At 36.1% G+C, this 26,739-nt stretch carries 32 protein-coding genes, 1 tRNA gene and 5 pseudogenes; 29 read left to right on the top strand and 9 right to left on the bottom strand.

Annotated features, from left to right (window positions below; all coding sequences use genetic code 11):
- Positions 1-248: 248 nt before the first annotated feature.
- A complete protein-coding gene (locus tag HMPREF0518_RS06495) occupies positions 249-1,172 on the top strand; it encodes an SLAP domain-containing protein (RefSeq protein ID WP_003627277.1) in 924 nt (307 codons plus the stop codon).
- Between the two features lie 18 nt (positions 1,173-1,190).
- Positions 1,191-1,646 carry an SLAP domain-containing protein gene (locus HMPREF0518_RS06490; RefSeq protein WP_003627276.1) on the top strand — a complete coding sequence of 152 codons (456 nt, stop codon included), beginning with the start codon at positions 1,191-1,193 and terminating at the stop codon, positions 1,644-1,646.
- Positions 1,647-1,988: 342 nt separating this feature from the next.
- On the opposite strand, the gene HMPREF0518_RS10970 is transcribed toward HMPREF0518_RS06490, so the two are convergent.
- On the bottom strand, positions 1,989-2,123 hold the full coding sequence (locus tag HMPREF0518_RS10970) for a hypothetical protein (RefSeq protein WP_003627275.1): 135 nt from the start codon (positions 2,121-2,123) through the stop codon (positions 1,989-1,991).
- A gap of 402 nt (positions 2,124-2,525) precedes the next feature.
- On the opposite strand from HMPREF0518_RS10970, the gene HMPREF0518_RS10330 reads away from it, so the two are divergent.
- From HMPREF0518_RS10330 to HMPREF0518_RS10800, 8 genes and pseudogenes are all read left to right on the top strand, one after another.
- Positions 2,526-2,999 (top strand): mucin-binding protein, encoded by a 474-nt coding sequence (locus HMPREF0518_RS10330; protein WP_023190438.1) that lies wholly within the window; start codon positions 2,526-2,528, stop codon positions 2,997-2,999.
- Between the two features lie 15 nt (positions 3,000-3,014).
- Positions 3,015-3,755 (top strand): annotated as a pseudogene (locus tag HMPREF0518_RS06480) (hypothetical protein); the annotation flags it as partial.
- Between the two features lie 142 nt (positions 3,756-3,897).
- The gene (locus tag HMPREF0518_RS06475) at positions 3,898-4,521 is read left to right on the top strand and encodes a mucin-binding protein (RefSeq protein WP_003627272.1); all 624 of its coding nucleotides are present in this window, start codon (positions 3,898-3,900) and stop codon (positions 4,519-4,521) included.
- Between the two features lie 36 nt (positions 4,522-4,557).
- The gene (locus HMPREF0518_RS06470) at positions 4,558-5,232 is read left to right on the top strand and encodes a hypothetical protein (RefSeq protein ID WP_003627271.1); all 675 of its coding nucleotides are present in this window, start codon (positions 4,558-4,560) and stop codon (positions 5,230-5,232) included.
- A 257-nt stretch (positions 5,233-5,489) separates the two neighbouring features.
- The gene (locus HMPREF0518_RS06465; RefSeq protein WP_243419527.1) at positions 5,490-5,867 is read left to right on the top strand and encodes a thioredoxin family protein; all 378 of its coding nucleotides are present in this window, start codon (positions 5,490-5,492) and stop codon (positions 5,865-5,867) included.
- Positions 5,857-6,507, top strand: a complete 651-nt coding sequence (locus tag HMPREF0518_RS06460) for a metalloregulator ArsR/SmtB family transcription factor (RefSeq protein WP_003627267.1) — start codon at positions 5,857-5,859, stop codon at positions 6,505-6,507. The genes HMPREF0518_RS06465 and HMPREF0518_RS06460 overlap by 11 nt, the downstream gene beginning before the upstream one ends.
- Before the next feature lie 114 nt (positions 6,508-6,621).
- Positions 6,622-7,545, top strand: coding sequence for a thioredoxin-disulfide reductase (trxB, locus tag HMPREF0518_RS06455; RefSeq protein ID WP_003627265.1), 924 nt, complete (start codon positions 6,622-6,624; stop codon positions 7,543-7,545).
- An 11-nt stretch (positions 7,546-7,556) separates the two neighbouring features.
- A pseudogene (locus HMPREF0518_RS10800) lies at positions 7,557-8,151 on the top strand (DsbA family oxidoreductase).
- 114 nt (positions 8,152-8,265) lie between these two features.
- Here HMPREF0518_RS10800 and HMPREF0518_RS06445 read toward each other — a convergent pair.
- Positions 8,266-8,565 (bottom strand): hypothetical protein, encoded by a 300-nt coding sequence (locus HMPREF0518_RS06445; protein WP_003627262.1) that lies wholly within the window; start codon positions 8,563-8,565, stop codon positions 8,266-8,268.
- A 230-nt stretch (positions 8,566-8,795) separates the two neighbouring features.
- On the opposite strand from HMPREF0518_RS06445, the pseudogene HMPREF0518_RS06440 reads away from it, so the two are divergent.
- Positions 8,796-9,038, top strand: a pseudogene (locus tag HMPREF0518_RS06440) (phosphatidylserine decarboxylase); the annotation flags it as partial.
- Positions 9,039-9,113: 75 nt separating this feature from the next.
- Here HMPREF0518_RS06440 and HMPREF0518_RS06435 read toward each other — a convergent pair.
- Positions 9,114-9,422: a PspC domain-containing protein gene (locus tag HMPREF0518_RS06435; protein WP_003627258.1), complete on the bottom strand. Its 309-nt coding sequence runs from the start codon at positions 9,420-9,422 to the stop codon at positions 9,114-9,116.
- Between the two features lie 128 nt (positions 9,423-9,550).
- Positions 9,551-9,634 (bottom strand) — tRNA-Leu (locus HMPREF0518_RS06430).
- Positions 9,635-9,721: 87 nt separating this feature from the next.
- Between HMPREF0518_RS06430 and HMPREF0518_RS06425 the strand changes: the two genes are divergently transcribed.
- The 3 genes from HMPREF0518_RS06425 (at position 9,722) to HMPREF0518_RS06415 (ending at position 12,668) form a co-directional block, all read left to right on the top strand.
- Positions 9,722-11,017, top strand: coding sequence for a serine hydrolase (locus HMPREF0518_RS06425; protein ID WP_003627256.1), 1,296 nt, complete (start codon positions 9,722-9,724; stop codon positions 11,015-11,017).
- A 1-nt stretch (position 11,018) separates the two neighbouring features.
- Positions 11,019-11,867, top strand: a complete 849-nt coding sequence (locus HMPREF0518_RS06420) for an NAD(P)H-hydrate dehydratase (RefSeq protein ID WP_003627254.1) — start codon at positions 11,019-11,021, stop codon at positions 11,865-11,867.
- Positions 11,868-11,993: 126 nt separating this feature from the next.
- On the top strand, positions 11,994-12,668 hold the full coding sequence (locus HMPREF0518_RS06415; RefSeq protein WP_003627252.1) for a L,D-transpeptidase: 675 nt from the start codon (positions 11,994-11,996) through the stop codon (positions 12,666-12,668).
- Positions 12,669-12,707: 39 nt separating this feature from the next.
- Here the strand turns inward: HMPREF0518_RS06415 and HMPREF0518_RS06410 are convergent.
- Positions 12,708-13,231: pseudogene (locus tag HMPREF0518_RS06410) on the bottom strand (PadR family transcriptional regulator).
- 54 nt (positions 13,232-13,285) lie between these two features.
- Positions 13,286-13,813 (bottom strand): phenolic acid decarboxylase, encoded by a 528-nt coding sequence (locus HMPREF0518_RS06405; protein ID WP_003627249.1) that lies wholly within the window; start codon positions 13,811-13,813, stop codon positions 13,286-13,288.
- Positions 13,814-13,907: 94 nt separating this feature from the next.
- On the opposite strand from HMPREF0518_RS06405, the gene HMPREF0518_RS06400 reads away from it, so the two are divergent.
- The 9 genes from HMPREF0518_RS06400 to HMPREF0518_RS06360 all read left to right on the top strand — a co-directional run bounded on the left by HMPREF0518_RS06400 (position 13,908) and on the right by HMPREF0518_RS06360 (position 22,452).
- Complete coding sequence (locus tag HMPREF0518_RS06400; protein ID WP_003627248.1) at positions 13,908-14,519, top strand: Rpn family recombination-promoting nuclease/putative transposase; 612 nt, start codon at positions 13,908-13,910, stop codon at positions 14,517-14,519.
- Positions 14,520-14,531: 12 nt separating this feature from the next.
- Positions 14,532-14,711 (top strand): hypothetical protein, encoded by a 180-nt coding sequence (locus tag HMPREF0518_RS10095; protein ID WP_003629886.1) that lies wholly within the window; start codon positions 14,532-14,534, stop codon positions 14,709-14,711.
- Between the two features lie 340 nt (positions 14,712-15,051).
- The gene (argS, locus tag HMPREF0518_RS06390; RefSeq protein ID WP_003627246.1) at positions 15,052-16,737 is read left to right on the top strand and encodes an arginine--tRNA ligase; all 1,686 of its coding nucleotides are present in this window, start codon (positions 15,052-15,054) and stop codon (positions 16,735-16,737) included.
- A gap of 110 nt (positions 16,738-16,847) precedes the next feature.
- Positions 16,848-17,759 (top strand): class II fructose-bisphosphate aldolase, encoded by a 912-nt coding sequence (locus HMPREF0518_RS06385; protein ID WP_003627244.1) that lies wholly within the window; start codon positions 16,848-16,850, stop codon positions 17,757-17,759.
- Between the two features lie 72 nt (positions 17,760-17,831).
- Positions 17,832-18,350: an NUDIX domain-containing protein gene (locus tag HMPREF0518_RS06380; protein WP_003627241.1), complete on the top strand. Its 519-nt coding sequence runs from the start codon at positions 17,832-17,834 to the stop codon at positions 18,348-18,350.
- Positions 18,351-18,352: 2 nt separating this feature from the next.
- Entirely contained in the window at positions 18,353-18,622 is a 270-nt protein-coding gene (locus HMPREF0518_RS06375; RefSeq protein ID WP_003627240.1) for a hypothetical protein, read from the top strand.
- A 147-nt stretch (positions 18,623-18,769) separates the two neighbouring features.
- Positions 18,770-19,054, top strand: coding sequence for a hypothetical protein (locus tag HMPREF0518_RS06370; RefSeq protein WP_003627237.1), 285 nt, complete (start codon positions 18,770-18,772; stop codon positions 19,052-19,054).
- 222 nt (positions 19,055-19,276) lie between these two features.
- Positions 19,277-20,872, top strand: coding sequence for an ATP-binding cassette domain-containing protein (locus HMPREF0518_RS06365; protein ID WP_003627234.1), 1,596 nt, complete (start codon positions 19,277-19,279; stop codon positions 20,870-20,872).
- The gene (locus tag HMPREF0518_RS06360; RefSeq protein WP_003627233.1) at positions 20,869-22,452 is read left to right on the top strand and encodes an ATP-binding cassette domain-containing protein; all 1,584 of its coding nucleotides are present in this window, start codon (positions 20,869-20,871) and stop codon (positions 22,450-22,452) included. Before HMPREF0518_RS06365 ends, HMPREF0518_RS06360 begins: the two co-directional genes overlap by 4 nt.
- A 416-nt stretch (positions 22,453-22,868) precedes the next feature.
- On the opposite strand, the gene tnpB (HMPREF0518_RS06355) is transcribed toward HMPREF0518_RS06360, so the two are convergent.
- The 3 genes from tnpB (HMPREF0518_RS06355) to HMPREF0518_RS10320 are packed head-to-tail and all read right to left on the bottom strand — an operon-like array spanning position 22,869 to position 23,390.
- Entirely contained in the window at positions 22,869-23,102 is a 234-nt protein-coding gene (gene tnpB / locus HMPREF0518_RS06355; RefSeq protein ID WP_003627231.1) for an IS66 family insertion sequence element accessory protein TnpB, read from the bottom strand.
- The gene (gene tnpB / locus HMPREF0518_RS10965; protein WP_023192088.1) at positions 23,011-23,220 is read right to left on the bottom strand and encodes an IS66 family insertion sequence element accessory protein TnpB; all 210 of its coding nucleotides are present in this window, start codon (positions 23,218-23,220) and stop codon (positions 23,011-23,013) included. The genes tnpB (HMPREF0518_RS06355) and tnpB (HMPREF0518_RS10965) overlap by 92 nt, the downstream gene beginning before the upstream one ends.
- Entirely contained in the window at positions 23,217-23,390 is a 174-nt protein-coding gene (locus tag HMPREF0518_RS10320) for a hypothetical protein (RefSeq protein WP_003627230.1), read from the bottom strand. The genes tnpB (HMPREF0518_RS10965) and HMPREF0518_RS10320 overlap by 4 nt, the downstream gene beginning before the upstream one ends.
- Before the next feature lie 158 nt (positions 23,391-23,548).
- Between HMPREF0518_RS10320 and HMPREF0518_RS06350 the strand changes: the two genes are divergently transcribed.
- The 6 genes and pseudogenes from HMPREF0518_RS06350 to HMPREF0518_RS11060 form a co-directional block, all read left to right on the top strand.
- On the top strand, positions 23,549-23,770 hold the full coding sequence (locus tag HMPREF0518_RS06350; protein ID WP_003627229.1) for a hypothetical protein: 222 nt from the start codon (positions 23,549-23,551) through the stop codon (positions 23,768-23,770).
- 108 nt (positions 23,771-23,878) lie between these two features.
- Positions 23,879-24,175: a helix-turn-helix domain-containing protein gene (locus HMPREF0518_RS06345; protein ID WP_003627226.1), complete on the top strand. Its 297-nt coding sequence runs from the start codon at positions 23,879-23,881 to the stop codon at positions 24,173-24,175.
- Positions 24,176-24,317: 142 nt separating this feature from the next.
- Positions 24,318-24,581: an AbrB/MazE/SpoVT family DNA-binding domain-containing protein gene (locus HMPREF0518_RS06340; protein WP_012212167.1), complete on the top strand. Its 264-nt coding sequence runs from the start codon at positions 24,318-24,320 to the stop codon at positions 24,579-24,581.
- 64 nt (positions 24,582-24,645) lie between these two features.
- Entirely contained in the window at positions 24,646-24,876 is a 231-nt protein-coding gene (locus HMPREF0518_RS06335) for a hypothetical protein (RefSeq protein WP_023192992.1), read from the top strand.
- Positions 24,877-24,986: 110 nt separating this feature from the next.
- Positions 24,987-26,315: an RNA-guided endonuclease InsQ/TnpB family protein gene (locus tag HMPREF0518_RS06330; RefSeq protein ID WP_003627222.1), complete on the top strand. Its 1,329-nt coding sequence runs from the start codon at positions 24,987-24,989 to the stop codon at positions 26,313-26,315.
- A gap of 258 nt (positions 26,316-26,573) precedes the next feature.
- A pseudogene (locus tag HMPREF0518_RS11060) lies at positions 26,574-26,739 on the top strand (Fic family protein); the annotation flags it as partial.

Raw genomic sequence — 26,739 nt, 5'->3', positions numbered from 1 at the left:
TCAAAATAATTTGATAATTCCGATAAAATAAGGGCCATTTTATAATTCATTTTGATAATGACGAAGTTGATGCATTATCAGGAGATAATGATTACATATCGGTTGCATTAAGTGATGTTGCAGATAATACTGTTGTAGCTACAATTGCAGGAAAGCAAGATGACTCAGATGAAGTAGATGATGGTGATGATTCGGATGATCATAATACTTCTGTTGAATCTAGTGATATTTCATTTAATAAAATATTTATGCCAAATGGGATAACCAAATCACCTCGTATTGGTGTAGATAATTTGGTGAAAAAAGGATTTTATAATAGAGAAACTGGGGAATTTACTGTAACTGGTCGAGTTAATCCAGATAAAGTTGTTAAATTAGTTGCAATTACTCAAAGTAATTCTGAAAATGATAAGCAAAATTTGGTAACGTTTGATAAGGCAAGCAACTTTAAGTTTAAATTTAGAGCACCAATTAAAGCTGGTGAAAAAGCTGTTAAATATATTTATACAACTAAAGATGGAAATAAGGTTTCTGGTCTCTTTATCTGGGAAATGGATGAAGAAGAACCAATACTTGATTTAGAAATCCCTTCTGTTACAAATCAACCAGTACTTCATATTTCAGGAATTGCTAATGACAATGAAGATGGCTACAGAGTTTTTGTAGATGGCAATAATGTATTTACTCAACGTAGTAGTGGAAATAACGTTAATTACTACCCAGAGTCTGACCAATCAATGAATCCATATGGTCCATACACTATCAATTACGATATTAATTTAGACGATAATAATGGTAAGTCAACTGACCATATTATTACGGTTGAAGTAGATGATAAGTTGGGTAATGTTACTCAGAAGAAATTTAATGTTCACTTTGATCCAAACTACACTGGTCAATCAGAATTTATTCCAGGTGAAAATATTCCATCTCCATCTGAAGAACCAAAGGTCGATCAACCTGTAGTTCCACATACAAATGAAACTACTAACAATACCTACAACCTAGACAACGCCATCACCCTAACCTTAACTCACAACGCCTTCGTTTATGATACAAATGGAAATGTAGTAATCACAGATGGCAAGAACACTTTGCTTGAAAAGGGCAATACTATTTCTGCATGGCACAAGGGTCAAATTACTACCTTGGCAGGCAAGAAGTACGTTTAAATCGGTGACAACAAGTATGTGAAGTTGTTCAGCACTTTACTTAAGAAACTTGTGGTTCACAACTCATACCTTTACGATGCAAATGGCAAAGCAACTGTTAAGAAGCATAAGTTGACTGTTATAAAGCATGGTAAGTTCGTTTACGTTTGGAACAACGGCGAAGAATTTAGAATTAAGGGTAAAAAGTTCTATCGTTTAGCCAACGGTAAGTTTATCAAAGTAGCTAACTTGCAAACCGTTAAAACAATCAAGATAAAACATTACAGAGCACGTTTATATGATAAAAACGGTGAGTTACTTAAGAAACATATTACATTGACTAAGGGTAAATGCTACTGGGCATGGAATGATGCCAAGATAGTTAAAATCCATGGTAAGAAATATTACAGAGTAGGAAAGAATAGATATGTTCGTGCAAATAAGGCTACAAAAGTAGAGATCACAACAGCCCTAGATGCTGACAAGCTCAAGTAAAGATAGATTTAGATACGAAAAGCCAGGCAAATTTTGCCTGGCTTTTTGACTACAGGGCGGTCGTTGATCAGGTTAACTAAACCCACCTGATCTGCGCTTTCACCATTAGGAATTCCTTTGCCATTAATTATAACAGGAAGTCATACCACGGTTTAATTACTTTAGGTGTTTCCTTTATAACACACCTGCTTTCTGTAGAGTAGGGCGAAGCCCTCTACTATCTAATACACAAAAAACAGGTAAAATTTTTTTGAAAAATAATAGAAAAACTACTAGATCCATCTAGGAATCTAGTAGTTTTTGAGTGATATTAATAATTTTAGGAGTCTAAAAGACTAAAAATCAATTTGGTGAAACTGCTGATAAAATAAATACACCGAGCAATTCAAGTGCCAAAAAAGAAATTCCAATAATTGTAGTCATAATTGCCATCCCCTTAGTTTGGAGATAAATAATTTTGATATTTATCTTATTCATACTCTTTATCTTTACAATTTTTACTTTAGCATAGAATTTAATAAATATAAAGCGTTTACATTAAAAACGGAGAAAAAAGACGAAATCTCTGAGAAATCGTCTTTGTCGCCCCTGCCAAGGAAGTCCATTATAGCATTTTGCATAAGTAAAAGTTATGGCTAGCCAGTAATTATAGATATTTCTCAAGCTTAATTTCTAAGCATACAATGTAATTGAGTTAAGCAAAGGAGAAGAAAAATGGCTAAAAACGAAGAAGAAGTAAAAAAACAGTTCATTTGGTTTTGGTGAACCTAACACAGCTTATGCGAAATATTTTACTGGTGAAAGTTGTTTGAACCCACTTGCTAATAAGGCTAATTGCAGTATTTCAAATGTTTCATTTGAGCCGGGATACATTAATCATTGGCACATGCACACTGTTTCTCAAACTTTGGTTTGTGTGAGGGCTGGGTTCAAGAAGAAGGCAAGCCAGCTCATAAGATGACACCAGGCGATATTTATGTTGTTTATAAAGCTAAGAATCCAGATGTTCAACAAGCAACTGTAACTGTTATTTATCACGATGATACCGATGACAAGAATTTGCCAGGAGGCTGGACTTCAGGTGAACAAGATGAAGGTACACCTGTTAAGTACACTCAAGATGATATCAATAAAGCCATCGAAGGTTGGAAAAAGAAGCACTACCACTATGTAAGAACTGATGGTACTCTTCCAACAACTATTCCTGCTCAAGACACGACGGTAACTGTTCACTTGGCTCATAATATGATTCCGGTAAATCCAAATACTCCAGATAAGCATGGAGTAAATCCTGATCAATTAACTGAGACATTTACTTCAACCTTGCATTACCAAACTAAAGAAGGCAAATAGCTTGCTCCAGATGCAGTTCAATCATCAAATTGGATTCGTCAAGTCACTGTTGATGAAGTTACTAATAAGGTAGTGCCAGATGGTGAATATACTACTAAGTGGCAATTAGTTGGCAACGATGATAGATACAATAACTTCAATGTTCCAGTTGAAATTGGTTATGTAGCTGAAAAGACTACCAAAGATGGTGCACCTGTTACTAATATTGTTCCTGGTCAAATCAAGGTACAAAGAAATCTAGAAGACACAGTTATTTATGACAAACTTGCCGGCATTATTCCAGTAGATCCAGAAGGTACCCCAATTCCAGGCGTACCAAAGACTCCATATAAGAATGATCCAGATAATCAAACTAAAGTAGAGCTAAATCAGGATAGTCCACAAGTTCCAACCGGCTGGACTATTGAACCAAAAGATAAACAACCAGAAGGTGTAACACCAGATCCTGAGACTAATACTGTTAAGGTAACGCCACAGAATTCAACTGAACCAACAAAGACTGTTTACAAGAAGAACACTCCACCAATTGAAAGTGAAGTCAAGACCAGTCAAACAGTCAACTTTGTTGATGAAGAAGGCAAGAAGCTTCAACCATCAAATGTACAAAACGACTTTGTCTTCAATTTGAAAGATGGCAAGCCAATCAATGGGGATAGTCATACTTACAACAACGTTGATGTACCAAAGGCTATGTTGCAGATAAGAATGGCATTACTGTTGATAATAATGGTGCATATGTACCAGGGCAAAAGGTAATGGTTAAAGATCCAAATGTAATGTTGTAGTTAATGTTGTATATCACAAGCTTGGTGAAATTGTTCCAGTAGGCCCAGATGGCAAGCCAATTCCCGGCGCTCCAACACCTGAATACAAGAACGATCCAAAGAACCCAACTAAGGTGCTTCCAAACGAAGGTGTACCTGAAGTTCCAGGCTACAATCCAAAGAATCCAGGCAAAAAAATAACACCAGAAAATCCAACTAAGGATACTGATGTTCCTTATGTTCCAATCATTGGCGATGGCCGCATCGTAATTAACTATGTCGACCAAGATGACAACGATGCCATTCTTGATACGGCTACTCCAACTGGTAAATTTGGCACAAAGATTACCTACACAACTACTGCAGAAATCAAGAAGCTTGAAAACGAAGGCTATGTATTAGTAAAAGATGGCTACACTGATTCAACTGGTCACAGCGAATTTACCAAAGAAAACGATAACCATGTTTATGAAGTAATAATGAAGCATGGCACGGTTACATATAATCCACATGACAATCCAGCAAAACCTGGTGAACCAATTAATCCTAATGATCCAAACAGTCCGAAAGTTACAGATAATGATGTAGATTATTCTAAATCTGTGAAGGAAACCATTCATTATGTAGGTGCTGGTGATCAAACTCCGTCTGATAATGTTCAAAATGTAACTTTGACACGTTCGATTACGGTTGATAGAGTGACTGGAAACATTATTTCTTCTACTAAGTGGCAACCAAGTCAGATCGATTATAAGTAAGTCAATACGCCGGTAATTAATGGTTATCATGCAGATGTGAAGAATATTCCTGCAACTAAAGTTACTGAAGAAGATATTACTAAGACTGTAACTTATGCTTCAAATGGACATATCATTCCAGTTGATTCAAATGACCAACCAATTCCTGGAGCTGAACATCCGATTTTTCCAACGGATCCTGATGACCCAACTAAAGTGATTGATGGCAGAATTCTGGTTGTTCCTGGATATAAACCTGAACAAGGTAAACCAAATGATCCAGTTGCTCCGGCAAAGAATCCAAGTCAAAATGTGAATGTCCCTTATATTAAGGAAAGTACACAACCGCCAGCTCCAGATAATCCAACTCCACAGCCAACACCAACTCCAGAACCTCCAAAGACTCCAGAAAAGGATAATACTCCAGAGCCAGATGAACCTGATGTTCCAACGCCACGTCGTCACCACAAGAACAAGAAGCATACGTCAGCTTTAAAACCGATGAATAATTGGTCAAACAATAGAAGCCCTTATGGTGAGAATAGTAATTACAAACCAATTGGTGAAACTGCCCCAGGCAATGGCGAATCTATTTTGCCAAACGGCGAAGTAGTTGATCATAACGGCAATGTAGTTGGCTACGTTGATGCAAATGGCAAGATTCATCATACTTTGCCACAAATTGGCGAAAGCAACAATGAAAATGTAGCTGCAGCAGTTGAACCGCCGTAGCCCTCGGTCAAGCCAATAATTTTTAGATAACATTTTTCCCTAATGAAGAGCGATGCAAATGCATCGCTTTTTTGTACAAAAATATTGACTAATAAAAAGTAAGTGATATGATGATTATGGAATTAAACAAAAACGTAGAATACTTAAGAAAAAAATAAAATGACTGAAAAGAATCAAGACAAAAAGAAATTGCAATCAGCTTTTGCTTCTCTTAATGATGACAACAACTTACTTAAGTGCAGGTGTTTGTGGTCCAGATGGCTGTGAAATTGATTGGAGCAAAGCTAAGAAAAATGTCCAAGATGATCAAAAATAATCTGGATATAATGCCAGGAAATGCAGTTTTATATTTTGACAATGATTGGTGCGCTCAATGTTATAGCGAAACTAATGTTGTAAAAGAATTTGCTCAAATAGTTGGCGATGCGGTGCATTTTTACGAAATAAATGTAAATGAAAAACCGAAATTGGCTACTAAATTTGCAGTTTGGTCAGCACCTAGCATTGTCTTGATTAAGAACGGACATAAAGTTGATCAATTTAATAAATTTTTAGATCGCAATCAGTTCAAAACATTATTTGATTATTACTTTAGTGCGTTAAAATCAAAAGAGGTGAAGGAGCATGCAAGATAATCCAGCAATTACCTATCAGAATAATGCTTTTGATCAAGTGCTGCGCATCGGTAAAGCCGTCAGCAATCTGACTCGTTTGAAAATTATTTTCATTTTGGACCAAGGCCCAAAATCTGTGGAGGAGATCGCGAAGGCAATTAATATTAGCGTTGGTACCACCTCTAAGAATTTGCAAATATTAAAGCAGGCAAATTTAGTTAAAGAGGAAAAAAGCAAAAATTTTGTTTTTTATGCATTAGCCAATGAACAGGTAAGTCAATTGCTAGTATTGCTGACGAATTTAGCCGAAAAATCATTGCCAGAAATGCGAAATCTTGAGAAATCGTATGATACGTTGCCACAAACTGAAATATCAGATTTGAAAAATCAAAATATGGCAACGACATATATATTAGATTTGCGTCCGACCGATGAATTTAACAATGTTCATTTGCCTGGAGCTCATAATATTCCATTTAATGAAATTGATTTTGAAAATTTGCCATTTAAGCCAAATCAAGATGTGATGGTTTATTGTCGCGGACGTCTATGTGGCTATGCAGACTGTGTTGGTAAAAAGCTGAAGGCTAAGGGTTACAAGCGTGTTAGTGTCTTTAACCATAGTGTAGCTGAGTGGCAAAATGAAAAAGCTACGAAGTAGATTTAATTTTTTTAGCTAAGTAGTTGACTTACAAAAAGTTAGTGATACTATAATATATAGTTCAACAAATTTGTAGAATAACTGTTTAGGATAAAACTTAACGAGGTAATAACGATGAAAGAATATGATTTAGTTGTAATTGGTGCAGGTCCTGGTGGTATGACTGCCGCAATGTATGGAGCTAGAGCTAATTTGAAGGTTGCAATGATTGATCGTGGAGTTTATGGCGGTCAAATGAATAATACTGCTGAAGTTGAAAACTACCCAGGTTTTCCATCAATTATGGGACCAGATTTGGGCGAAAAAATGTACAAGAGTGCTACTAAACAAGGCGTTGAATTTGTCTATGGCGATGTGCAAAAGATTGAATTAGATGGTCAAAAACGCATCGTTAAGATGGATCCAGAAGATATCACAGCTAAGGCAGTAATTATTGCGACTGGTTCAACTAATCGTAAGCTCGGTATTCCTGGTGAAGAAGAATATAGCGGCAGAGGCGTTTCTTACTGTGCTGTCTGCGACGGTGCATTTTTCAAAGATGAAAATGTTGCTGTCGTAGGTGGTGGTGATTCCGCCATTTCTGAAGGACTTTACTTAGCAAATTTGGCTAAGGATGTCGATGTAATTCACCGTCGTGATCAACTTCGTGCTGAAAGGGTATTGCAAACACGTGCCTTCAAGAATCCTAAGATGGAATTTACTTGGGACAGTGTTCCAGTAGAAATTGTTGGCGATGAAAACAAAGTCACTGGTGTTAAGGTACACAATAAGAAGACTGACGAAGATAAAGTGATTGATGCTTCAGGTGTCTTCATTTACATCGGTAATGTGCCAAACAGTGAACCTTTTAAGGAATTAAAGATTACCGATGATCAAGGCTGGATTATCACTAATGATCAAATGGAAACCACAGTTCCTGGAATTTATGCTGTTGGTGATGTTCGTCAAAAGAAATTGCGTCAAATTGTAACAGCTGTTGGTGATGGTGGTATTGCCGGGCAAAACGCCTTCGAATATATTAGCGAATTAACTGATTAATGAGGTAGAAGATGGAAATTAAATACTGGTCAGATATTGCATGCCCATTTTGCTACATTGGCTCAACTAGAATGAAGAAGGCCATGAAGGAAGTTGGCATTCTACGATGATACTAAGTTGGAACTTAAGTCATTTCAATTGAATCCAATGGAAGCTAAGACTGCTAAAAGTGGAGACTATATCAATCACTTTACTAGTGGCAAGAAAGAACTTGAAGCAGATGCTAAGCAGAAGATGGCGTACATCTCATAAATGGCTGCTGGTGAAGTTTTGGAATTTCATTTAGATAAAGTTACCTACTAATACGATGGGTGCTCACCGTTTGATCAAGTTAGCTGAGAGTAAAAATGATCGTGACTTGGTGGAAAGAGTAATCAATCGTTTTTACAAGGTATACTTCACAGATGGAAAATCAATTGCGGATAAAGACGTGTTGACTGCAGCTGCAGTTGAAGCTGGTCTTGATAAAGATGAAGTAGAAAAAATTTTTGCTTCTGATCAATATGAACGCCAAGTTGTTGGGGATGAAGTTGAAGCACAGCAATTAGGCATTCAAGGTGCGCCATTCTTTGTGATCAACATAAATATGCAATCAGCGGTGCATAACCATATGAAGTATTTGTACAGGCGTTAGAAAAAGTTAAGGCAGAAGAAAAGTAAGTTAATAATAAAAGTCGTTGCTCAAAAGTGAGTAACGACTTTTTGTTTGCAAATTATTGGTTAAGCTTGTTTCATGAAGTTTTCTAATTCCTTTTTAGTGAACTGATCACCATAATCAATCTCTAATCGATGTAGAATTTGCTGATTGGTTCCACCAAAGTCTCTTAAAGCAGCAATCAACTTCTTAAGACCAGCAATTGTAGCTTCTTCTTTCCCTTCTAAAAGTCTTGTCTCATAGTCCATAATCTTGTCCTTCCATTTTGAATCATCATTTAATTCCTTAATTTTCTTTTGTGCCCAGTCAAAGTATTTGTTTAAATGCACTGGACGATCATTGATCAAATCGACTAAGCCTAACATGTCTTTGCTTTCACCGTTAGGCTTTCCTTTAGCATTTATTATAATGTCATCAATCTAATACGCAAAAAGTTGGCAAAATTTTTTCAAGAATTTAAAATAAAATGTTTTTCAATAATTGAAAAAATATAAATGATAGAATTAGAGTTAAATACATAATCGATAAATAGCCAAAGTAATAAAAATATAAACGAGTAAAATATGAAAGATATTAAATTAATCGCCATTGATATGATAAGGTTGCCGCAAATAATTCTCAGGCATTCTTGACATCGACTGCTACTAGAGCAGTGATCTTCATTCAGGCCGATAATCCTAAGATTGGTTTGATGTGCTTTGTTGCTGTTGGCATGGATGATGTTTCTAACAATGAAATTACCGTGCGGATTGGTCAACATGTTAACAAAGGCGATCAGCTAGGGATGTTCCATTTTGGTGGTTCAACTCATGTTTTGCTATTTAGACCAGAAGTTAAGCCATTGCACATGTAGAATAAAATTAATGTTAAAAAAAGCGAGGAAGCTGTTTTAAGCAACTTCCTCGCTTTTTAGTTATTCATTGTCTTTGGAATCTGATTCTTTTTCATCATTTGTTTTGGTAAAATCACCATCCATACTGTTAGGACGACCAGTTTGATAATCTGTGTCGTGTTTTTCAGCTTTAGGGGATGATGCACCAGGTTCTGGCATTACCATTGCGGCAATGATGTAAAGTGCGATGCCAGGGAAAATACCAGTGAACAGAATTATAGCTGCACCGATAATTCTTACCCAAGCTGGATCAAAACCGAAGTAATTAGCGATACCGCCAAATACACCAGCTAAAATTTTATCAGGTGATTTAGTTAATCTTTTTTGCATAATAATAGCCTCATTTCTATTTGCTATTGCTTACTTATAATTATACAGCAAGTGACGGTGATAGTAATATGCAGTGATTTTTTGATTATAGCAAAAAGACCTAGCAAATACTGCTAGGTCTTTACTTATGCCCGCTAAAGGATTCGAACCTTCACTCAGTCACCTGAACAGCGACCTGAACGCTGCGCGTCTGCCAATTCCGCCAAGCGGGCATTTTTCTCATGTACATGAATAATAATACCAAATATTTGGTAAAATGTAACCATAAATATACTTTATTATTCAAAAGGACGGGTTTCATGTTTTTTAGTAAAAAGATAAAACGAGCTGTTATCAGTCTCGTTGCTCTTATTTCATTAGTATCGTGTGGTGCAACATTTTCTGCACCTGCTAAAGCAGATGTGGCTAATTACCAAACAGATCAAGTGAAATTAAATGTTAAGTCAGCAATTGCTATTGATAGTAATAGTGGACAAGTTTTGTATGCAAAAAATGCGGATAAAACATTGCCAATTGCTTCTATGACTAAGCTGATGACAGTTTACTTAACGTTAAATGCAATTAAGAATCAAAAATTAGCTTGGGATCAAAAAGTTAAGCCTACTGCTTCTATTGTGAAGGTAGCTAACAATGCTGAATACTCAAATGTTCCTCTTAAGATGGGTCATTCTTATACAATTAAGCAGCTGTATCAAGCAACTTTGATCGAATCAGCTAATGGTGCTGCCATGCTTCTTGGGCAAACTATTGCTGGTTCACAAAAGGCATTCATTGATCAAATGCGTTCCCAAGTAAAGAAATGGGGCATTAAAGATGCGAAAATTTACACTGCTTGTGGTTTGCCAAATGGCAATGTAGGCAAGGATGCATATCCTGGTGTAAATAAAAATGCTGAAAATTCCATGTCAGCTAAGGATATGGCAATTGTAGGTCAAAACTTAATTCAAGATTTCCCTGAAGTCTTAGATACTACTAAGTTAGCTCATTTAGATTTCAAAGACCAAGGTCATACTACTAAGATGGCTAACTTTAATTGGATGCTAAAAGGTCTTTCTCAATATGACCAAGCATACCCAGTAGATGGCTTGAAGACTGGTACCACTGACGCTGCAGGTGCTTGCTTTATCGGAACTGTTAATCATGCTGGTGCGCGTTTAATCACTGTAGTCATGGGTGCACGTCATAAGGATGGTACTGATCCTGCACGTTTTATGCAAACTAAGAAGTTAATGAACTATGTCTTCACTAAGTATCGTCCTGTAACTTTTAATGCAGGCAGTCAAATGGCTGGTGTCAAAAACATCAAGGTAACTGATGGAGATAACGCTACTACTAATTTAGGTCTTAAGGAAAAGACCACTATTTGGGATCCTGCTGATGGCAAGACTTTAGTAGCTAAATTAAACAAGCAAACAATCGAAGCACCAATTACTAAAGGTCAAGTAGTTGGCAATTATCAATTTAAATCTGGCAATGAAAAGATTGTTTCATTATCAAATCCTAACGGAATGAATGTAAAAGCTAAGGCACTTGCCGCAAATGGTAAGGTTAACTTCTTTGTGAGAATTTGGCGGATGCTTTTCGGAGGCAGATAAAATGACAGAAATAACTGAAGACATTTTAAAGAAAGTTATCAAAAAAAGAGCCAGCGATAGTTATAAAGGAAAATATGGTCGCGTGCTTTTAATCGGCGGTAGCGAAAACTATGGCGGTGCAATTATTATGTCTACTGAAGGTGCTGTTAATGCTGGTGCTGGTTTAGTAGCGACTGCAACGCATCCTCTTAATATGTCAGCTTTACATGCTCGTTTGCCAGAGGCAATGTTCATTGATTGGCACGATAGCAAATTAGCTGATTTGATTAAAAAGGTAGACGTAGTTGTCTGCGGGCCAGGTCTTGGAATGAGCGATTTGGCAAGACAAATTTTGGTAATTTTAAGAAGATGTACTTCAGAAAATCAAACGGTAATTTTAGATGCTAGTGCATTGGATTTGATCGGTGAAGATAAAACTTTGTTACCTGCTAATGCTGGACATTTGATTTTGACGCCGCATCAAATGGAATGGCAGAGATTAAGCGAAATTCGTATTCCATTTCAAACAGATAGCGCAAATATTGATGCTCTTAATCAATTGATTCCAGATAGCAATGCAATGCTGGTTTTAAAATCTAATCATACGCATGTTTATGATGGAACAGATCAATTTTTCGTTAATCCAATTGGCAATCCTGGCATGGCTACCGGCGGCATGGGCGATACTTTGGCTGGCATTATTGCTGGCTTTGTAGCACAATTTGGCCCAAGCGTGGATACGGTTTTAGCTGCAGTTTACATTCATTCTTTGGCTGGTGATTTAATTAATAAAGATAATTATGTGGTTAGACCAACAAAAATTTCTAAAGTATTGCCTAAATTAATGAAAAAATATTCCAAATTAGACTAAACATGTTAAAATTTTAGTAGTCATAAAGACATCCCACTATTTAGGGATGTTTTTTTAACATAATGCTATGAAGACGCGTAGCATAATTTTTATTAAAAACTACAGATAAAGAAGATTAATATATTTATGAAGAAAAATATTGTTGTTGTAGCTAGTATTATAATTGCTTTCGGAGCTATTATTGGTTTGGCTAAGGCTTGTGCGCCGAAGTCTGACGTTTCTCAAGAGGCTGTTTCTACCCAAAAAATTGCTAAACAAAAGAAAAATAAAACTAAACATAAAAATACCAAAGCAGATAGTGATATTTTGCGCCCTTATAAAGATCCTAAGGATCTAAGAAAGGCGGGGACTTGGAATAAAAAGAGCGAAACTAAAAAGCACCCTAAGATTAGTCCTACTGAAAAAGATTTGACTTTAAGAGTATCACTTGAAGGCAACCGTACCTACTTGCTTAGAAAAGGTAAAGTAATTTATACTATGCTGTCAACAGGTGGTATTTATAAGAAAGGCAAGTCTCTTACTCAAACTGGAACTTATACTATTCAAGCTGGTCGTGGTGATAGCTTCTTTAACTATAATTTGAATGAAGGGGCTAACAATTGGACTAGTTGGAGTCCAGATAATGTTTACTTATTCCACTCTGTGCCAACTAAGGGTGATGGTAGCTATAATATGAAGGAAGCTGCTAAGTTGGGTAGAACTCAAGGTTCTCATGGTTGTATTCGACTCAGTGTACCAGACTCTAAGTGGTTAATGGATAATATTCCTGATGGCACTAAGGTAGTTATTAAAGATCATTAATACAGAAAAAGCGTTACTCAGTTTTGAGTAGCGCTTTTTTCATAGTGAGTTGAGCCATTCAAGTTGACCTTCATTACGAGAGATAGCCCGCGTTAAGATCAAGTAATGACCATAGTTTTTTTTATATCTTTTTGATCATCAAATAGCAATTTCTTGCGAGCATACAAGTGTTGCAACTGTGTTTTGATCAATGCTTTTTCTTTATTGATTAATTCCGCAATCCGTGGATCATTTTGATCATTAATGAAGAATAATTTGAGTGAAAAGAGATCATGGCTGACTGCTAATTCTGTGATAGGCTGCTTTATCCAGTTTTCTAATTGGAGAGCGCCTTTTTTAGTTAGTGAGTAATTGATCTCTTTTTCGTTGTTTTCCTTTTGAGTTTCGGTAATCCAGTCATCAGCTAGCATCTTTTTGAGTTCAGGATAGATTTGGCTGTGGGATGCTTTCCAGAATTCACCGATTTCTTCGTTAAATTGATTGGTTAATTCTTTACCTGTTGAATTAGGGTTTTGTTTTAAAATTCCCATAATGATGTAGGGAAGTATGCGTTTTTTTGGCATGAAATCATCTTTTCTTTAATTGATAAGTTTATTTTACCAAAAAAGAAGAATTAATTATTTTTGAACGTACTTGTGACCATCTTTTTTGATGATGCGGTAATTTTCATCGTAATAATTGCCATTTCTAATGTCGTCAGTCATACCTTCATAAGGTGCTTCAGCGATAGTTTCTCCATTATCTGTGCCAGCATCTCCGATATAAGTGATTTTGGCAAATTCTGGAACTACCATCTTTGGGTAGGTAACGTATTTTTCACGAGATTCATGCATTAAATCGATGTGTTCGTTTTGGTAACAAACTGTGATTTCGGGATGATCTTGGCCCCATTTAGGGAAGAAAATTGTTCCGTTTAATTTGTGTTCATTAGGAATGAAGTCAAGTGCAACATCAGTACCGGTTGGTTCTGTCCAAGCAATCTTGTATACTCCGTCGGTTAAAAGATTGATATGAGCTTCTTGGTCTTTTACCCAGCGGCCAGCTACCATGCCACCGTGAATGCGGTAATCAACAGTGTGATCATTTTTGCAGTACCATTCATATTCCCAACCATTGTCGTAAGTGTAGATGAAGTGAGTACCCACGAAGTCTTCTAAGGTGCACGAAAAAATTGTCCCTTTTGCGTAATAAATAGTAGAGGTATTTTTTACCTCAAATTATGTTAAGGAAGGTATAATTGTGGTACGAAACGAAAAACATAATCTAACGATTACTCGCGATCCCATCCTTGGGCATGTTTTTAGCAAAACAGAGAATTGCTTGCACTTGTTGCAGAGTATTCTTCCAGATCTGGGGATAACTGAAGTTGAAGTTACACCTCAGAAGCAGTTAAACAAGAAATTGCTAGAGAAGAATGTAATCATGGATCTGTGGGCAAAGAACAAGGATGGAAAAATCTTTGATGTAGAAATGCAAACGACCAAGCAAAAATGGCCTGGTGTCAGATTTCGCTACTATCAATCTATCTCAGATCAAGATTCATTGAAGCCTGGTGAAGATCTGGATCAAATTAGAGAAACATATATTATTTTCATTTATCCATTCGATCCATTCGGCGAAGGAAAATATATCTATGAAGGTACGTTTCTTTTAGATAAAGATAATCCTGATTCGCAAGCTAATACGAAAACACATTGGATTTCGATTAATGCTAGAGGCTATAAAGGCCAGATTACACCAGAGCTAAAAGAATTTTTGGATTATATAAAATATAGGTTGACTAAAGATAGTAGTAATTTCATTAAGAAGATTGATCGGGAACGTTTAGATTACATTAGAAGTACGGAGTGAAGGGATGCAAAGATGAGCTTAGATGTACTGTTAGCTGATGAAAGAGCAGAAGCTAGAAAAGAAGGATGTCGCCAAGGGCGTCGAGAAGGCAAAGGGGAAGGCAAACTGGAAGCTCAAAGAATAGGTGTAAAAAATTCGTTCAAAATGTGCGCGAACTTGATCAGTCTGATGATTGGATTATGTCGAAGCTAATCAAAGACTATGGAGCTACTTTTAGTAAATCTGAATTAAAAAAGTTGATGCTAGAAGCGGAACAAGAATATTTTTTTACCTAAATTAGTAGCCAGTACCATTCTTTCCTGCTATAATCATCTTTGCCAGTAAGTTAGAAGTAGTAATTATTTTCTTTTTTAAGCGAGCCTATGTTGGTGGAAGATAGGTATTAAGGAATAACGAAGGCGTGTCTAACTGAATAATAATGATTTTAAATAAGCGGATACTTTGTATCAATTTGAGTGGTACCGCGGGTTAATGCTCGTCTCTTTCTATACTAGGATAGGAAGAGGCTTTTTTGTTTAGAAAAGAGGAAAATATGGACTTTAAGAATGAAGTTGTTGACTTAGTTGCTAGCCAAGTTGATTTACCAAAAGAAAAAATTGCTGCATTAATTGAACGTCCTAAGAATGCTAAGATGGGTGACTATGCTTTCCCAGCATTTATTTTGGCTAAAACTTTACGCAAGAATCCTGCAATGATTGCCCAAGATATTGCAGAAAACTTAAGTAGTGATAATTTTGCTAGCATCAAGGCAGTTGGACCTTACGTAAACTTTGCAATTGATCATGAAAAGCTTGTTTCTTCAACTCTGAAGGATATTTTATCTGAAAAAGAACATTACGGTGATCAAAAGTTTGGTGAAGGCAACATACCAATTGATATGTCTTCACCAAACATTGCTAAGCCAATGTCAATGGGCCACCTTCGTTCAACTGTAATTGGTAATTCAATTGCTAAGACAATGGAAAAGGTTGGTTATACTCCAATCAAGATTAACTACCTTGGTGACTATGGTACTCAATTTGGTAAGTTGATTGCTGCTTACAAGCACTGGGGCAACGAAGAAGACGTTAAGAAAGATCCAATTATGAATCTTTTCCATTACTACGTTCGTTTCCACAAAGAAGCTGAAAATAATCCTGAACTCGATGATGAAGGTCGTGAATGGTTCAAGAAACTTGAAGACGGTGATCCAGAAGCAGTTAAATTGTGGAAATGGTTCCGTGAAGTTTCTCTTGAAGACTTCAAGCGCATCTACAAGGAATTGGGTGTAACTTTTGATTCATACAACGGTGAAGCATTTTTCAATGACAAGATGCAACCAGTAATCGATGAATTGAAGGAAAAAGGTTTGCTTCATGAATCACGCGGTGCACAAGTTGTAGATATGGGACCTGATGAAAACCCAGCCATTATCGTTAAATCAGATGGTACTTCAATTTACTTAACTCGTGACTTAGCAGCTGCTGAGTGGAGAATGAAGGAATACAACTTTGTTAAGATGCTCTACGTTGTAGGTAACGAACAAGCTCAACACTTTGTAGAACTTAAGACTGTTCTTAAGAAGATGGGCTATGATTGGTCCGATGAAATTCACCATGTTCCATTTGGTTTGATTACCCAAGGCGGTAAGAAGTTATCTACTAGAAAGGGTAACGTTGTCTTCCTTGATCAAGTATTAAAGGATGCTATTTCTCTTGCTAAGAAGCAAATTGAAGAAAAGAACCCAGATTTAGCTGATAAGGATCAAGTGGCTCATGACGTAGGTGTCGGCGCAGTTATTTTCCACGATTTGAAGAATGATCGTTTAGACAACTTTGACTTTGACTTAGATGAAGTTGTACGTTTCGAAGGTGACACTGGTCCTTACGTTCAATACACTAATGCTCGTGCACAAAGTGTCTTGCGTAAAGCCGCTGCAATGGGTGAAAAGCGAAGTGAAGGCGACTTTGCCTTAGATGATGACTGGGCATTTGCCGTAGCTAAGGACTTAGCTGACTTCCCAAGAATTATTGCAAGAAGTGCTGATAAGTTTGAACCATCTGTAATTGCTAAGTTTGCTCTTGATTTAGCTAAGAAATTTAATAAATACTACGCAAACGTGAAGATTTTAACTAAGGATGACAAGATTGGTGCTCGTCTTGCTTTAGTTCAAGCTACATCAATTGTTTTGACTGAAGCACTTAGACTTTTAGGCGTTAATGCTCCTAAGGAAATGTAATTGAAATTTATGAAAATACAAAAATAGCGCTTACATTTTGGCGAAAAATTGTTCATATTTCGAGAATTAGGGTACAATATGCATGTAAGATATTTAGGAGGTATTTTTTAATGGCTTATTTTGACAACGGTAATGAAATCTTTAAAGAAGCTCGTAAACACCACTACGCTGTAGGTGCTTACAACACTAACAACTTGGAATGGACTCGTGCAGAATTACGTGCTGCAGAAGAAACTAGAACTCCATTACTTATCCAAGTTTCAACTGGTGCTGCTAAGTACATGGGTGGTTACAAGTTCGTTAAGGACATGGTAGCTGACCAAATGGATTCAATGAACATCTCAGTTCCAGTTATCTTGAACTTGGACCACGGTGACTTTGAATCAGCTAAGGAATGTATTGCACTTGGTTACTCATCAGTTATGTTTGATGGTCACGCACTTCCAACTGAAGAAAACTTAGCTAAGACTAAGGAAATCATCAAGTTAGCTCACGAACGTGGTATTTCAGTTGAAGCTGAAATCGGTAAGATCGGTGAAAACCAAGGCGGCGGTGAATTAGCTTCTGTTGAAGATGCTAAGAAGTTCGTTGCAGCTGGCGTTGACAAGCTTGCTTGTGGTATTGGTAACATCCACGGTGTTTACCCAGCAGACTGGAAGGGCTTGAACTTCGACCGTCTTAAGGAAATTGCTGAAGCTGTTCCTGACACTCCACTTGTATTGCACGGTGGTTCAGGCATTCCTGAAGACCAAGTTAAGAAGGCTATTAAGCTTGGTATTGCTAAGATCAACATCAACACTGAATTCCAATTAGCATTCCAAGATGCTACTCGTAAGTACATCGAAGCTGAAAAGGACCTTGACAAGAAGAACAAGGGTTACGACCCACGTAAGTTATTATTGCCAGGTGCTGAAGCAATTACTGCTAAGATGAAGGAAATGATTTCTTGGATGGGTACTAAGACCATCGATGACGAACTTAAGGATGTTTCATTCGACCGTTCATCATTAAACGAAGAATAATCATTTGATTATCAATTAAGATAAAGTCCAGCAAATGCTGGGCTTTATCTTTTTGCAAAAGAGGATTTAGCTATGCAGGAATTAAGTATTCAATTGTCAGATACTGAATGGCCATTAACTTATACTGATCATGATCGCCAGATTGTACGAGCAATTGTGGTCGATGATCAACAAGATTTCTATTTTGTCAGGGCTAAGCGTGATGATGATTTTGGTAAGGCAACTTTAATTGAAACTTCTGGTGGTGGTGTTGAGACCGGTGAGGATCTAGAGACTGCGCTTAAGCGAGAGCTCAAGGAAGAATTAGGTGCTGAAGTTGAAATTATTACGAAGATTGGTGTAGTTAGTGACTACTATAATGTGATTCATCGCCATAATATTAATAATTATTATCTTTGCAAAGTCACTTATTTTGGTGAAAAACATTTAACTAAGGATGAAATAGAAGATTTTCATTTGTCGACTTTAAGGTTGAGTTATCGGGATGCTGAAAAAGAATATCAAAAATGTGTGGAAACTAGAATTGGTAAATTAATTGCGGCCAGAGAGTTACCGGTTTTAAGAAGAGTAAAAGTGTTGCTGGGCGAATAATTATGCGTGAGATACCGGTAAAACAAGTAAAGTCATTGATGAAACAGCTACTGAAAAGCAAAGAATCAAAATATGTGGTGTTGCTTACTAAGAAGAAAGATCGTTCACTAACAATTGAGAGTGATGGCGAACAGATTAAATTAACAGAGCAGGGATATGAGAATTCTGTTAATACATTTGCGATTGCTGATAATGTGGCAAAGCATGCTTTTACTGCGGCATTTAAGCATGAGTTTCCACGAAGTCATCAGGTTTATGTGAGTGAGAAGTGATTATCTTTCCACCTTAATCCAGCGTCCATGCACTTCAATTTCAAATTTGATGTCAAATGCAGGCGAATATGATGATTTGCTCATAGTGGATTAAAATATGATATTATACTTCCGATTACGTTTATTGGTAAAAATAGGTATAAAATAATGAAATTGAAAAAAATAGGGATCGGTTTATTAATGTTAGCGGGAGCTGTAGCGATGTTAATGGCTATACCTAAACAAGTAAGTGCTGCATCTAATGGAAGAAGCGTGAGTGAACAATATGCAACTGTTGTAGTAGATGAGTATAATGTGAGTTTAGGAAAATATGTTGTTGATAGTAGCACGACTGATCCATATGTAAATTTAATTGGATTCGATTCGGAACCTTTGTGGCAAGCATATAAAAATAGTATGAGAAAACATCATAGAAAGCATCATGATAATTAATTTCTTTTTGATATTATTACTTACTGTTTTTTCAATAATTACTGATCTTTTTATTTTTTGTAATATATCTGGTGTATATAAAGGAATTACGAATAAGATTGTTATTTGGATAATAGGTTTTATAACAATTTTATTAGCTATATTTAGCCCGACACGATTATTTGACAGTTTCAGGATTTCAAGTCATTGTTAATACTATCCAATTACCTTAGGAGCAATAAAATGAAAATTAAAGAGTTATTTAAACAAAATATTCCTCGGGCTTTATTAGTTATCTTCTTGTTTGTCATATATACCCTAGGCGGTACATTGAATGAATATTTATTTAAATATGCATTGAATGATATCACTAGTGGTAACATGAATGGTTATATTCAATGGCAGGTTATTCAATTAGTTCTTGAATTAGTAACAGCTTTATTACTGCCCTTAGCAACTTTAACCATGACCAAACAAGTTCAAAGCTACATTCATCAAATCCGAAAAGAAATTACACATCACTATTATGCCGGTGGTGATGAAAAGGTCTCCAAGATGCAAAATGAATTAACAGCCAATTTGAAGTCGCTCGACAGTGATTACGCAACTCCTTGGATTACTATTCTGAATGCGGTATTACAACTAGTTTTTGCAATTGGCCTTTTAATCAGTATGAACTGGCTTCTTCTGGTATTAACAGCCTTTTTAGCAGTCATTACGCTCTTATTACCTAAAATAATGGAAAAGAAAACTTCAGCCACAATGAATAAAGTTAACACCAAAAATGCAAAACTGCTAAATGGAATTGAACATTGGCTTGGTGGCTTGCAAGAGCTGAGAAGATATACTGCTTATTCACGTTTGAGTCGTGAACTTCATAAAGCTAGTCATTCATACGTTGAAGCAAATAAGCAAAATGCGAAATATCGCAGTATCTCTTATATGATCAATACTTTTGGCGATGCAATTTCTCAAGCAGGGATGTCTTTATTAGCTGGTATTTTGTTCATCTTCAATCAAATTTCTTTTGGTGATTGGGCTGTAGCAGGCGCATTTGCTTATTTAATTTTTGCTGCAATCTATGATCTGACTGGTGCGATTACGCGAGTCAAGTCAACTAAAGTATTACGTGAACAAACCATTCTGCTTCGTAAAAAGATTAAAAATACAGCTCAAAATAGAACCTTTGCTTATGGCGTCACTGTTTCTAATTTAGTTGCCAAATATAATGGTGGTGAACAAATTTCTTATCCAAACTTTAGTATCAAAGCTGGTGAAAAGGTTTTGCTTACGGGGGATTCAGGAGCAGGTAAGTCAACTCTATTCAAATTACTTTTAGGCAAAATGAAGCCTGCAGAAGGTCAGATAAAGTTTGTAGATCAATCTGGTCAAATAATTCCATTTTCTAAAGCAAAAATCGGTTATTTGCCACAAGATCCAATTGTTTTTCCTGTTTCTATTAAAAACAATATAACGATGTTCAACCAAAAATTAGTTACTCGACTCCAAAGTGTAGTTAGTGGAGTTCAATTTGCGACAGACATAGCCAAAATGCCAGCTGGTTTGGACACAGTTATTGACTTAAAGAATGGAAATATTTCAGGTGGTCAAAGACAGAAAATAGTTTTGGCTAGAAGTGAGATTTATAATCAACCATTTGTATTGATGGACGAAGTTACTAGCGCCATAGATCAGGCAGCAGCAGAAAAGATAATTGAAAATTTGCTAGAAGGTCATCAAACAATTCTGATGATTGCCCACAATTTAACGCCAGAAATTAAAGCAAAATTTGATCAAGAAATAAAACTAACGAATGTAAACAATGAGGCCAAGCAATGAACTTAAAAAAATTTATTCAAGTTAATCCACTTCGGTTCTGTCTGTATATCTTTAGTGCAGTTTTTGTACCAATTTTAAATATTGTAAATACTTATATGATTCAATTAGAGACAAATATTGTTTTTGCTAAAAATCTAAGTAAATTTCTTTTAATTACAGCTATAACCTTGGGTGTCCTTTTACTGTCATATGTTCTTAGTAGTGGTCTTACTTATCTGACTACTGCCCAAACACAAGATCTTAATGATCAAGTAAGATCTGAAATCGTTAGTCATTATTATCATGATGGAAAAAAACATAACGTTAGTGAGATGCAAAATAGATTAACGAACGATTTAGTCATGATTAATGATAATTACTATCAACAAATTACTTATTTAGTTGATGGGATCGTAACCGTTGTTGCGGTCTTAATTTATTTAATTCTGCTTAATTGGCAGCTGCTTATTGTAATTGTATTAATGGTAGGCATTTCTTTAGTTCTACCTAAACTTATTGCTAAGCCATTACAAAAGGCTACCAAGTTGATTTCTGATCAAAATCAAGCTTATCTAGATACATTAAATGAATGGTTATCTGGCCTTGAACAAATTCGTCAATTTCTAGCAGGAGCTAAGTTGTTTGCAGTCACAGAAAAGTCATCTAAACAACTTGAGGATGCGACTGTTAAGCAAACCTATTACATCAAATTGCTTAACGCCGTAAACGTAATTGTTTCAGCTTTTTTTGGTTTCATTCTCTTTGTTTTAACCGGCTATTTGGTTAAAAACGGCGCTGTTACCATTGGTACCCTACTAATTATCGGTAACTTCCGTTTTTATTTGAATTATGCTGTCCAAAATATTGTGAATACAAGGGGACAGATGAAGGGCAGCAAACAATTAATTTCGGAAGTTAATGAAACAACTGCTAGGGTTCCAGCTAAAACCGATGAAAATGAGGTGGCACCTAAGGGATTTTCAACGAAGAATTTAGAGTTAAAATTCCCTAATGGTGAGAAGTTAGTCTACCCAGATATTCAAATTAAAGATGGTGAGAAAGTATTATTAACGGGTGATTCTGGTACAGGGAAGTCAACTTTATTTAAACTTATTTTGGGCGAACTTAAGCCATCGAAAGGTAAAGTTATTTTCCAAGATGAAAAAGGACAGTCGATTAAACCAGATATGAGTAGAATTGGGTACATTCCGCAAGATCCAAGTGTCTTTCCAGCCACAATTAAGGATAATATCACAATGTTTAATGATAAATTAGATGGTCAAGTTGAACGAGTTGTGCAGGAGGTCAGCTTTAAGAAGGATATTAATAAATTTAAAGAGGGGCTCGAACAAACATTAAATTTAGACCATTTAAATATTTCCGGTGGACAACGACAAAAAATAGTATTGGCACGTGCCAAAATTCATGATTCGAATCTCATTTTAATTGATGAAGGTACTAGTGCGATCGATAAGAAAGGTACTAAAGTGATTTTAGAGAATTTGTTAAAAAGCAAGGCGACAATTCTCTTTATTGCTCATAATTTTAGTCCAGAATTACGTCAGATATTTGATCGTGAAATTCATTTGAATAAAGGTTGAAATAATTATTCAAACCCTATGGAATAATATATCCAAAAGTATATAATTAAAGAAGTTTGTTTTCTTTTGCTGGATCAATAGTAAATTTTGCGAGTAAGATTTTATTTAGATGAAGATTCTAGGAAAAAACTTAGAAATAACAAAAGCCTATTAAATCTTGGTATTGATAAATGATATGATCCTACTTAAGTAGACAACACAAGTATATAAAAGTGTTATCTATGAAAGTAGGATCATTTTTTATGTCCAGAAAAAGTAAATTCGGTTATGAGGTTAAGCTTGCTGCAGTCCAGCAATATCTGAATAGTGGCTGCTTGTTGAGTAATAATCTTTTCTAAAGGTTCTTCTGACATGATTTTGCTTCCTCCCAAATTTGTTAGTTAAAATTATGCCAAAAAAGCGCGCAATGTCAAGAATCAGTAGAAATTGCGCGCTTTCGTGTTCTTTATTTTTGGGGTGATGGCAAAGTCCTTCATCAGCCAGTCAACTTGCTTGGAAGTCAAAGCTTGAACCTCATTTTGATTCTGCGGCCAGTTTATTTTGCCGTTTTCAAAACGTTTATAAAGTAGCCAATAGTCTTGTCCGTCCCAATAAAGGGCTTTGAAGCGATCTTTGCGTTCGTCGCAAAAGAGGAAGGAAGACTTTGCCACTAAAAGGATCAAGCTCAAACTGTTCTTTAGCCAAGGTTGCTAGTCCATCAATGCCTTTGCGCAGATCAGTTTTGCCGCAAACGATATAAACCCGACCTAAGTCACATAGATTAATCATAATACTACTCTTTTCAGAATCTTAGCCACAAGTTTAGGATCCAGGCTGCTGTAAAGGGTCAATTCCAGATCATTCTTGTTTAAGCTAAGCAATAGATCATTATGCGACTGATCTGGCTTTTTTGATACTAGTGGATGATTGAGCGCTACAATTGGTTGTTGTTCGAGCATCTATTTAACCTCCATTTAATTAGATAAGTTAATCATAACTGAAAGTAGCGACCTGATCGATACACTTGGTTATTTGACGTTTACTCAAAAATTAACTAAAAATCTACTTTTTTCTCAGACACCTTTTGTGTTAATAGTGTACTGAAAGGTTACTGATAATGTATGATGTGATATTTTATGAAAATAGAAAAGGCAAAAGAGAAGTAGAAGATTATCTTTATCTAATTAGTGAAAGTAATCAAATAACAGATAAACAGGTTTCAAAAAAATTCGTTATTAAATTATTAGGGATAGGAATAAAAATGCCTCAAGCTAAGTATTTAAAAGGATTAAAAGTTCCTTTATGGGGATTAAGACCCTTGGCTGAAAGAGTCTTTTAAATCTCATTGCAAAGAAATAAATTTGTTCTTTTATGTCACTATACAAAGGATCAAGATAAAACTAATCCAGACAATTGGACAAAGCAGTTAAGTTAGCACAGAATTGGTATGAAAGGTTTAGAAAATAATATGAGGACATGGGAAGATTTTAAAAGAAATTCAAAAAGTTTCACTAATATGACTGAAAAAGAAGGAAATTTAATTGATACATTAGCCTTTTTACATGCTACAAGGATTAAGATGAATATTTCGCAAACTCAGCTTGGTCAAAAAATTGGTATGTCTCAACCACAAGTTGCAAGATTAGAAAATCTTGTTGTGCAACCAACTTTAGCAAGTTTAAGAAAATATGCTGCTGGTCTTGGCTTTAAGATTACATTATCTGTTGTACCAGCATTAAGTTAGTAATTTAAGCTATTAGAAAAAACACATATTAGGCTTTATCATTAAAAGCAGTATGTGGTTTTTGTATTCACCGTATTCATGGTATATACTTGATACGTAGATGAAAATAAGAGGAAAAAATAGTGGATTTGGAGAAATTAATATGAAAGTGAAGACAAGACAACAGGGAAATTCAGTTGTATTGACTGTTCCTAAAACTCTTAATGTTCCTGTCGATGCTGAGTTTTCGGTAGACTTGAAGAAGAATGGCGATCTTGTTTACAAAAGAGTAAGAGATAATGGCTATGATCTTTGGTCTGATCCATCTTATGATGATTATGATTATGAGACAGAAATTAAAAGAGAATACAAGGAATTAGGCTACAACCCCCGTGAATTAGAGCCGAAAGGCAAAGAGAGGATTTAAATGGCAAAATTTAATGTACATCAAGGCGACATTATCATGATAGACGCAGAACCACATGCAGGGCATGAAATGGTGGGTAGCCATAATCCATAATCATATTGACAATAATCCATTTAGATTTTACGTAGTTGACTATCCTAGTCATACTAATGGTGATACGTTGCTTTTTCAAATGTCGTCATATGATTTTGTCGCTAGACACGGGCAAGTTATCGGACATGTTAAAGACTCAACTGAATTTGATAATTTGCTAAATCAAGTACAAAATATCTTCTTAAAAGAACAGTGTCCTTAATGCAAAATTGCATCCCAGGGATGCAATTTTGTATTTAACATGTCATTGTTTTACGTTAGATTTACTTGAATTAATTGAAGCAACGCTTAATCGGAAAGGAGGCATGAAGATTGAAAAGCAATAAGTCTATTCCTAGAAATACCTTTCAGTATGAATATCTAGCCAGCGAGTATTTTATTGCAGCCAGTCCGTTGCTAGATCAATGCAGCCATAAAGCACATGATCTGTACAATCGAGCTTTGTATGATTTGCGCCAGGGCTTTTTTAAGAGAAAGTACATTAAAGGCTATAGTCAACTAGATCAGCTCTTCAAAGAAAGATACGCTAAAAAAGAATCCCTGCTTTACCATGACCTGCTTTATGTGCAATCCGCTCAACAGACTTTAAAAGAAGTCAATACCGTCTGGTCGGCATGGCTCAAGGCTCTAAAAGCATATCAAAAGAATCCGGCCAAGTTTACTGGCCGTCCTCGGATTCCTAAATATTTACGCCAAAATCAAAGGCATATTTTCTTTGTGACCAATCAGAATACTAAGCTTAAAGGTAATTATCTGATCATTTCTAAATTGCAGGTTAAAATAAAGCTTGACCCTAAAATTAAAAAAATACAGCGAGTAGCCTTTAAACCAACCTATGGCGGTTATCGTCTGATCGTGCAGTACAAAACGAATAAAGAAATCAGCTATTTGCCAGACAACGGTAAATATATAGGGATTGATCCTGGAGTCGATAATGCCTTTGCTTGTGCTGGCAATACTGGAACCTGTCCTTTATTAATCAATGGGCGTAGTCTAAAATCAGTTAATCAATACTACAATAAAGAGCGTTCTCGATTGAAAAGCTTGCAGGCTAAATATCATCAGCTAGAAAGCACCGTTCAGACAAAGCAAGGAGCTAAGCCAGTTTATCAAGAAACTAAAGCCATGCAGCGATTGACTGCCTGGCGCAATGCCAAGATTAGGCAATTCGCCCACAAAGCATCCAAGCGTATCGTAAACTATGCGCTAAGCTGTGAAGCTAATACGATTATCATTGGCAATAACAAATCTTGGAAACGCTCGTCTGACATGGGTAAAAGAAGCAATCAGAATTTTATCGGCATTCCGCACAAAACGATGATTGACCTGATTCAGTATAAAGCCAACCTGCAAGGGATCACGGTTATCACAACCAACGAATCCTATACTAGCCAAACCAGTGCTTTGGACCACGAAAAGCCTTGTTGGGAGAATGGCAACCGGAGTCGTCAAAAGCAAGACAAAACCCTGATCAATAGGCGTATTCATCGTGGCCTGTTTAAAACAAATGATGGACGCTTGATCAATGCGGATGTCAATGGTGCTTTGCAAATCATTAAAAAAGCATTCCCTAAGTTTTCATTCGACAAAGGGATAGCGGGCGTAGTGTTGCGTCCTGTTAAATGGACTCCTCTCATTTGAGAATCCACTTAACAAAGAAAATAGTTGGTTTGCGAGTAATCTACTGGTTGAAATGGATAGAAAGTTGTCCTTCCAGTTTCGCCTGGTTCTGACTAGGCGGAGTGTTAAAAAGGTTTTCCGTGAATATTGGCAGAAGAAAGCAGATATTCTTGGCTCAAAGATAGTCAAATGCACTCATTTGACCTAATTGAGTCAATATTTTCTAACGTCGTATTAAAAAACGTGAAGAATTAACTAAATCACAAGAGGAGACAACAAATGGAATTTAAAAATCTTGACGAATTAAAAGCTCAAATTTCTAAATATCGTCCATTAGACCAAGATCAATTAAAGGCTTTAGAGAAAGAAATTCGAGTTGAACATGTATGGTCTTCAAATGCTATTGAAGGTAGTAAAATCAGCAAATTCGAAACAGAAGCAATTA

The organism is Lactobacillus helveticus DSM 20075 = CGMCC 1.1877 (assembly GCF_000160855.1).
Lineage (GTDB): Bacteria > Bacillota > Bacilli > Lactobacillales > Lactobacillaceae > Lactobacillus > Lactobacillus helveticus.
This window is presented reverse-complemented; position numbering and strand designations above follow the sequence as displayed.

Coding starts and splice junctions, on each gene's coding strand:
- HMPREF0518_RS06495 (WP_003627277.1), top strand. CDS start 249: ATGCCAAATGGGATAACCAAATCACCTCGTATTGGTGTAGATAATTTG.
- HMPREF0518_RS10970 (WP_003627275.1), bottom strand. CDS start 2,123: ATGAATAAGATAAATATCAAAATTATTTATCTCCAAACTAAGGGGATG.
- HMPREF0518_RS06465 (WP_243419527.1), top strand. CDS start 5,490: ATGGCTGTGAAATTGATTGGAGCAAAGCTAAGAAAAATGTCCAAGATG.
- HMPREF0518_RS06460 (WP_003627267.1), top strand. CDS start 5,857: ATGCAAGATAATCCAGCAATTACCTATCAGAATAATGCTTTTGATCAA.
- trxB (WP_003627265.1), top strand. CDS start 6,622: ATGAAAGAATATGATTTAGTTGTAATTGGTGCAGGTCCTGGTGGTATG.
- HMPREF0518_RS06445 (WP_003627262.1), bottom strand. CDS start 8,565: ATGTTAGGCTTAGTCGATTTGATCAATGATCGTCCAGTGCATTTAAAC.
- HMPREF0518_RS06435 (WP_003627258.1), bottom strand. CDS start 9,422: ATGCAAAAAAGATTAACTAAATCACCTGATAAAATTTTAGCTGGTGTA.
- HMPREF0518_RS06425 (WP_003627256.1), top strand. CDS start 9,722: ATGTTTTTTAGTAAAAAGATAAAACGAGCTGTTATCAGTCTCGTTGCT.
- HMPREF0518_RS06420 (WP_003627254.1), top strand. CDS start 11,019: ATGACAGAAATAACTGAAGACATTTTAAAGAAAGTTATCAAAAAAAGA.
- HMPREF0518_RS06415 (WP_003627252.1), top strand. CDS start 11,994: ATGAAGAAAAATATTGTTGTTGTAGCTAGTATTATAATTGCTTTCGGA.
- HMPREF0518_RS10095 (WP_003629886.1), top strand. CDS start 14,532: ATGAGCTTAGATGTACTGTTAGCTGATGAAAGAGCAGAAGCTAGAAAA.
- argS (WP_003627246.1), top strand. CDS start 15,052: ATGGACTTTAAGAATGAAGTTGTTGACTTAGTTGCTAGCCAAGTTGAT.
- HMPREF0518_RS06385 (WP_003627244.1), top strand. CDS start 16,848: ATGGCTTATTTTGACAACGGTAATGAAATCTTTAAAGAAGCTCGTAAA.
- HMPREF0518_RS06380 (WP_003627241.1), top strand. CDS start 17,832: ATGCAGGAATTAAGTATTCAATTGTCAGATACTGAATGGCCATTAACT.
- HMPREF0518_RS06375 (WP_003627240.1), top strand. CDS start 18,353: ATGCGTGAGATACCGGTAAAACAAGTAAAGTCATTGATGAAACAGCTA.
- HMPREF0518_RS06370 (WP_003627237.1), top strand. CDS start 18,770: ATGAAATTGAAAAAAATAGGGATCGGTTTATTAATGTTAGCGGGAGCT.
- HMPREF0518_RS06365 (WP_003627234.1), top strand. CDS start 19,277: ATGAAAATTAAAGAGTTATTTAAACAAAATATTCCTCGGGCTTTATTA.
- HMPREF0518_RS06360 (WP_003627233.1), top strand. CDS start 20,869: ATGAACTTAAAAAAATTTATTCAAGTTAATCCACTTCGGTTCTGTCTG.
- tnpB (WP_023192088.1), bottom strand. CDS start 23,220: ATGATTAATCTATGTGACTTAGGTCGGGTTTATATCGTTTGCGGCAAA.
- HMPREF0518_RS10320 (WP_003627230.1), bottom strand. CDS start 23,390: ATGCTCGAACAACAACCAATTGTAGCGCTCAATCATCCACTAGTATCA.
- HMPREF0518_RS06350 (WP_003627229.1), top strand. CDS start 23,549: ATGTATGATGTGATATTTTATGAAAATAGAAAAGGCAAAAGAGAAGTA.
- HMPREF0518_RS06345 (WP_003627226.1), top strand. CDS start 23,879: ATGAAAGGTTTAGAAAATAATATGAGGACATGGGAAGATTTTAAAAGA.
- HMPREF0518_RS06340 (WP_012212167.1), top strand. CDS start 24,318: ATGAAAGTGAAGACAAGACAACAGGGAAATTCAGTTGTATTGACTGTT.
- HMPREF0518_RS06335 (WP_023192992.1), top strand. CDS start 24,646: ATGAAATGGTGGGTAGCCATAATCCATAATCATATTGACAATAATCCA.